This window comes from Oceanisphaera sp. (assembly GCF_052084945.1).
GTDB lineage: Bacteria > Pseudomonadota > Gammaproteobacteria > Enterobacterales > Aeromonadaceae > Oceanimonas.
Map to the genome: position 1 here is coordinate 1 of NZ_JBQDEX010000157.1, position 4,337 is coordinate 4,337.

Sequence of the window (4,337 nt, forward strand, 5' to 3'; positions counted from 1 at the left end):
GAAGTTCGATTTTTAGATGTCGCGGGTCGTAAGTTACTGGGACGCTCTGTTATTAGGGTGAAGTGAATTAAAGCTCAGCGCCTAACTAAAGCACCTTCGGGGGGAGCTGGAAGCGGTCTGCTGTCAGACAAACCCCCTTCTTTGCCGTCATCTTGACGCACGTCAGGATCTCAAACAGACGGCTATACGCCTTACGACGAACGCTGTACGTAAAAACCAAACCGTGTTTTCTTTTACTTATAGCGTACAGCTTAAAGCGTACAGCCCTCTTAAAGGGCTGATGGCTCCCCGAAGGGGCTTAGCGCTGTTGCAATTAATCCAGCGTTTGTACGCCGCCGCCGTTAACAAACAACACTTGGCCACTCACCCATTTTGAAATTGGAGAGGCAAAGTACAAGACAGCACCGGCAATATCTTCTGGCTCACCTAAACGCTTAATAGGAGTGTGCGCCAGCATGGTTGATTCAATCTCTGGCGTTAAAACGGACGCCAGCGCATCGGTGCGCACCGCGCCAGGCCCCACAGCATTAACACGAATACCCGCTGGGCCATAATCGAATGCGAGGTTGGCGGTCATGTGGTTAATGGCCGCTTTAGACGAAGCATAGGCACTAATGGCGGGGCTTTTGTTAATGGAGCTCATCGACGACATATTAATAATGGAGCCATAACCGGCAGTTTCCATGTGCGGTGCACACAGCTGGGCTAAACGCCAGTTGCTAAAAACGTTGAGCTGAAAGGTATGGGCAAATTGCTCCACACTTAAGGTGGCAGGACTTTCGCGACCTGCTCCACCGCCGCCAACGTTGTTGACTAGAATATTGATCTGGCCAAACTCAGCTAAGGTTGCATCCACTAAGCCGGTTAAATTGTCGTCTTCTAGCACATTACAAGCCATGGCCTTAGCCTTGCCACCTTGTTGGCGAATCAGCTCGGCGGTTTCTTCAGCGGCCTCTAGGTTAAAGTCGGCAATCACGACACTGGCACCGTGAGCGGCCAGCATTTGGCTACAGCCTTTACCTATGCCTTTGGCGCCACCGGTAATAATGGCGACTTTACCGTTTAAATCAAACAAGCTTGCTGTGTTCATAATATTTACCTTTGTGGTCATAAAAAATAAAGCCTTCTTGCAACGGAATCCGCGAAAGAACACGGAAAAGTAGAGGTCAAATCAGAATAAAAGCTGTTTATGGTGAAGCGTAAGGAGTAAAGAGGACAACCTAACTGATGCCATTTGACTTCTATTTACTTTACCAATAAAAATCTTTTGTACTTTTCGAGCTTATCTCATCTTAATTTTTCCGCGGGTTCCGTGGGTTCCGTTGCAAAATCGGTAGTTTCTAGTCGTTAGCTGTATTCATAAGATAGTCGGCTACCGCTTGGTAGGCCGGTAATGATGTCGCATCGTTGGCACCGTTAGCGGCAACTGGGTGTGAGGCAAAACGCACTAACACCATTTCGGCGGTTGGGTCTATATAAATAGTTTGGCCATGCACGCCACGGGCGGCAAAGGCGCCGTTGTCGTTATGGGTTATCCACCACATATTGCGATAAGACCAACCGGTTAAGGTGTCGTATCCGGCTTTAGCAAACAGCTCGGGATCACCGCCTTGCTGAATATCTTGCACCGCAGCGGCCGGAATAATTTGTTCGCCCTGCCACTGCCCTTGGTTACGAATTAACTCCCCGAAGCGAGCCATATCGCGCAGGCCGGCACTTAGGCCGCCACCGGCAAATGGAATACCCAGCTCATCAACCTGATAATAGGCGTCTTGCTCCATACCAATACGACGCCAAATTTTATCAGATAATAAGTCAGCTACCGACTCACCCGTAACGCGAGAAATCACCCAACCGAGCGCATCGCTGTTAATGGTTTTATATCCAAAGGCTTCGCCGTGTTGGCCTTGCTTGTTCACTTGCATTAAATATTCAAAATATCCCACAGGGCCTGTGTAATCTGCCGCTTTAGGGAGGGGGTTACCCGCTGCAGAATACTCCCACACTTCAGCATTAGGGTCGGCATAGCTTTCACTGTATTTGAGGCCCGTAGTCATATCCATCACTTGGCGCACTGTGGCATCGCCAAAAGCAGAGTCTTTAAGCTCGGGCACGTATTCGACCACTTTTTTGCTGGGGTCGAGCCTGCCCTCTGCCACTAACACTGCTGCTAATGTACCGGTAAATGACTTAGTTACCGACATAGCAGCATGCTTTTTATCTTTTGCTAATGCGCCAAAGTAGTTTTCATACACGACTTCACCTTTATGCATGATCAGCATACCGTCGGTGTAGTTTTTATTAAGAGAGTCGGCAAAACTCATTGGCTGCTTACTATTCCAGGGAGTAAATTGCAGCGAAGCGATGGCAGAGTCTGGATTTTGAGGTAAGGGCTCGGGTGCGCCTATACCTCGTGACACGTCAACGGTGGGCATAAATTGGCGCATATTACTGACGCTGTAGCGTAGTGCCGGAAAGGTAAAAAACGAGCCATCGGCGGCTTTAACGCGTTTATCGGGTGCAGGCGGAAACCCCTGCATCCAGCCCATGCTGTTGGGATCACTTTCTTGTGCAGAGAGCTGCACTGGCGTTTGAGTCGGTGGCTCGCTTGGCGTTGCGCCGGCATAAGCAAAGCCACTGACAGTAACCAAAGGCAGGCTTAATAACAGGGCCAGTTGAGGTGTTCTGTGCTTGCGCTTATTGTCTGAATAAAGAGAGTCTCTCATCATTTATCGCTCCTGTTAAATACGCATATTAATTAAATGTTACATGACAAATATAAAGTTATTGTTATAGAGAATACGACCCTTACTTTACGCTCACCTTATACTATTAATAGCACAATAAAAAAAAGCCCTTGCCCATTATGGGCAAGGGCGTTAACAATTTTATAGAATATGCCTAAAAAACAGCGATGTAAGTTAAGCCGCGCTTAACGCCCCTTGCGCTATCCAACCGGTGTAGCTGATATAAATGACAAGTAATAGCGCACCGCCATAACGGCTGATGCGTGCAGGGCGTCCTTTAAAACCATAGCCCAAAATAAACAGCAACAAGGTTAAGCCGATCATCACCACAAAGTCACGGCTAAGCACTTCACTCACCACACTCATTGGACTAATCACCCCCGCCAAACCCACCACGGCTAAGGTGTTAAATAAGTTAGAGCCAATGACATTACCAATGGCTAAGTCATGCTGATTTTTACGAATAGCGGCAATAGATGACGCCAGCTCGGGCAGTGAGGTACCAATGGCCACCACAGTTAACCCAATCACTAAATCACTCACGCCAAAGGCTTGAGCAATATCAACAGCCCCCCACACTAAAATGCGAGAGCTAATGACCAATATCAATAAACCGACAATTAACCAAAAAATCGCCATTTTTAGGCTCATTGAATTATCACCCAGCTCAAGCGCTTCGTCGGCACTCATACTGTCGGTATTGCTTTTCATGCCCTGCCTAATACTCCAGCCCATCAGCAGCACAAACACCGCTAATAACACAATGGCGTCAAGGCGCGAAATAGCACCATTCCATAACAGAGCCAACGACAATAAAGTGATCAATAACAAGATGGGTAATTCTTTACGTAACACTTGCGAGTGTACAGCAATGGGACTTATCAGCGCAGTTACCCCTAATATAAGGCCAATGTTAGCAATATTAGAGCCATAACCATTACCTAACGCTAAGCCTGGGTTCCCCTGCCAAGCAGAAATAACCGACACTACAATTTCGGGTGCCGAGGTACCAAAACCAACAATCACCATACCAATCAACAAGGGTGGCATACCGGCAAAACGAGCGGTGGCGGATGCTCCGTCAACGAAACGGTCGGCGCTCCACACTAATAGCGCCAACCCCAATACGATGGCGGCAATAGACAGTAACATAGAAAAATCCTTGCTTAATAAATGTTAACGGTGCTTATATTGAGTGGGGCAATAACCTCGGGTGACATTATCGCCTCGTAATTTGAGATGCTTCGTTGTTCGCCCCGTGACACGTTTTCGCCACAGTTTAAAGCTACTTGGCTTTAGTTGAGCGCGCATAAACTTAATGAGAGCCGCTTCATTTAAACCAAACTGCAGCTCTATGGCTTCAAAGGGGGTTCTATCTTCCCACGCCATTTCAATGACTCTTGATTCACTTTCTTGAGACAGTTTCATGTAATTAAACTCGCAAGCTATTGTTGTTACAGGCTATTGTTGTTACAGGCTATTGTATTTATTAAAGGGCCATAGCCAAGTGGTTTTTTATGAAATGTATGCTCGATACAAAGCCACACCGAACCCGCTGGCACAACAACATATATTAACATATTCATATAG

Annotated in this window: 4 protein-coding genes; all 4 read right to left on the reverse strand. The window is 47.2% G+C overall.

Features of this window, described 5'->3' with window-relative positions; translation table 11 throughout:
- Positions 1–313: 313 nt before the first annotated feature.
- Positions 314–1,090, reverse strand: a complete 777-nt coding sequence (locus ACTHY5_RS11270) for a glucose 1-dehydrogenase (protein ID WP_441879675.1) — start codon at positions 1,088–1,090, stop codon at positions 314–316.
- 250 nt (positions 1,091–1,340) lie between these two features.
- The gene (locus tag ACTHY5_RS11275) at positions 1,341–2,729 is read right to left on the reverse strand and encodes a serine hydrolase domain-containing protein (RefSeq protein WP_441879677.1); all 1,389 of its coding nucleotides are present in this window, start codon (positions 2,727–2,729) and stop codon (positions 1,341–1,343) included.
- Between the two features lie 192 nt (positions 2,730–2,921).
- Positions 2,922–3,899, reverse strand: coding sequence for a calcium/sodium antiporter (locus ACTHY5_RS11280; RefSeq protein WP_441879679.1), 978 nt, complete (start codon positions 3,897–3,899; stop codon positions 2,922–2,924).
- Between the two features lie 24 nt (positions 3,900–3,923).
- The gene (locus ACTHY5_RS11285) at positions 3,924–4,175 is read right to left on the reverse strand and encodes a TIGR03643 family protein (RefSeq protein ID WP_441879681.1); all 252 of its coding nucleotides are present in this window, start codon (positions 4,173–4,175) and stop codon (positions 3,924–3,926) included.
- Positions 4,176–4,337: the final 162 nt, after the last annotated feature.

Excerpts from the sequence above, each read along its gene's own strand:
- ACTHY5_RS11280 (WP_441879679.1), bottom strand. The coding sequence starts at position 3,899 with ATGTTACTGTCTATTGCCGCCATCGTATTGGGGTTGGCGCTATTAGTG.
- ACTHY5_RS11285 (WP_441879681.1), bottom strand. The coding sequence starts at position 4,175 with ATGAAACTGTCTCAAGAAAGTGAATCAAGAGTCATTGAAATGGCGTGG.
- ACTHY5_RS11275 (WP_441879677.1), bottom strand. The coding sequence starts at position 2,729 with ATGATGAGAGACTCTCTTTATTCAGACAATAAGCGCAAGCACAGAACA.
- ACTHY5_RS11270 (WP_441879675.1), bottom strand. The coding sequence starts at position 1,090 with ATGAACACAGCAAGCTTGTTTGATTTAAACGGTAAAGTCGCCATTATT.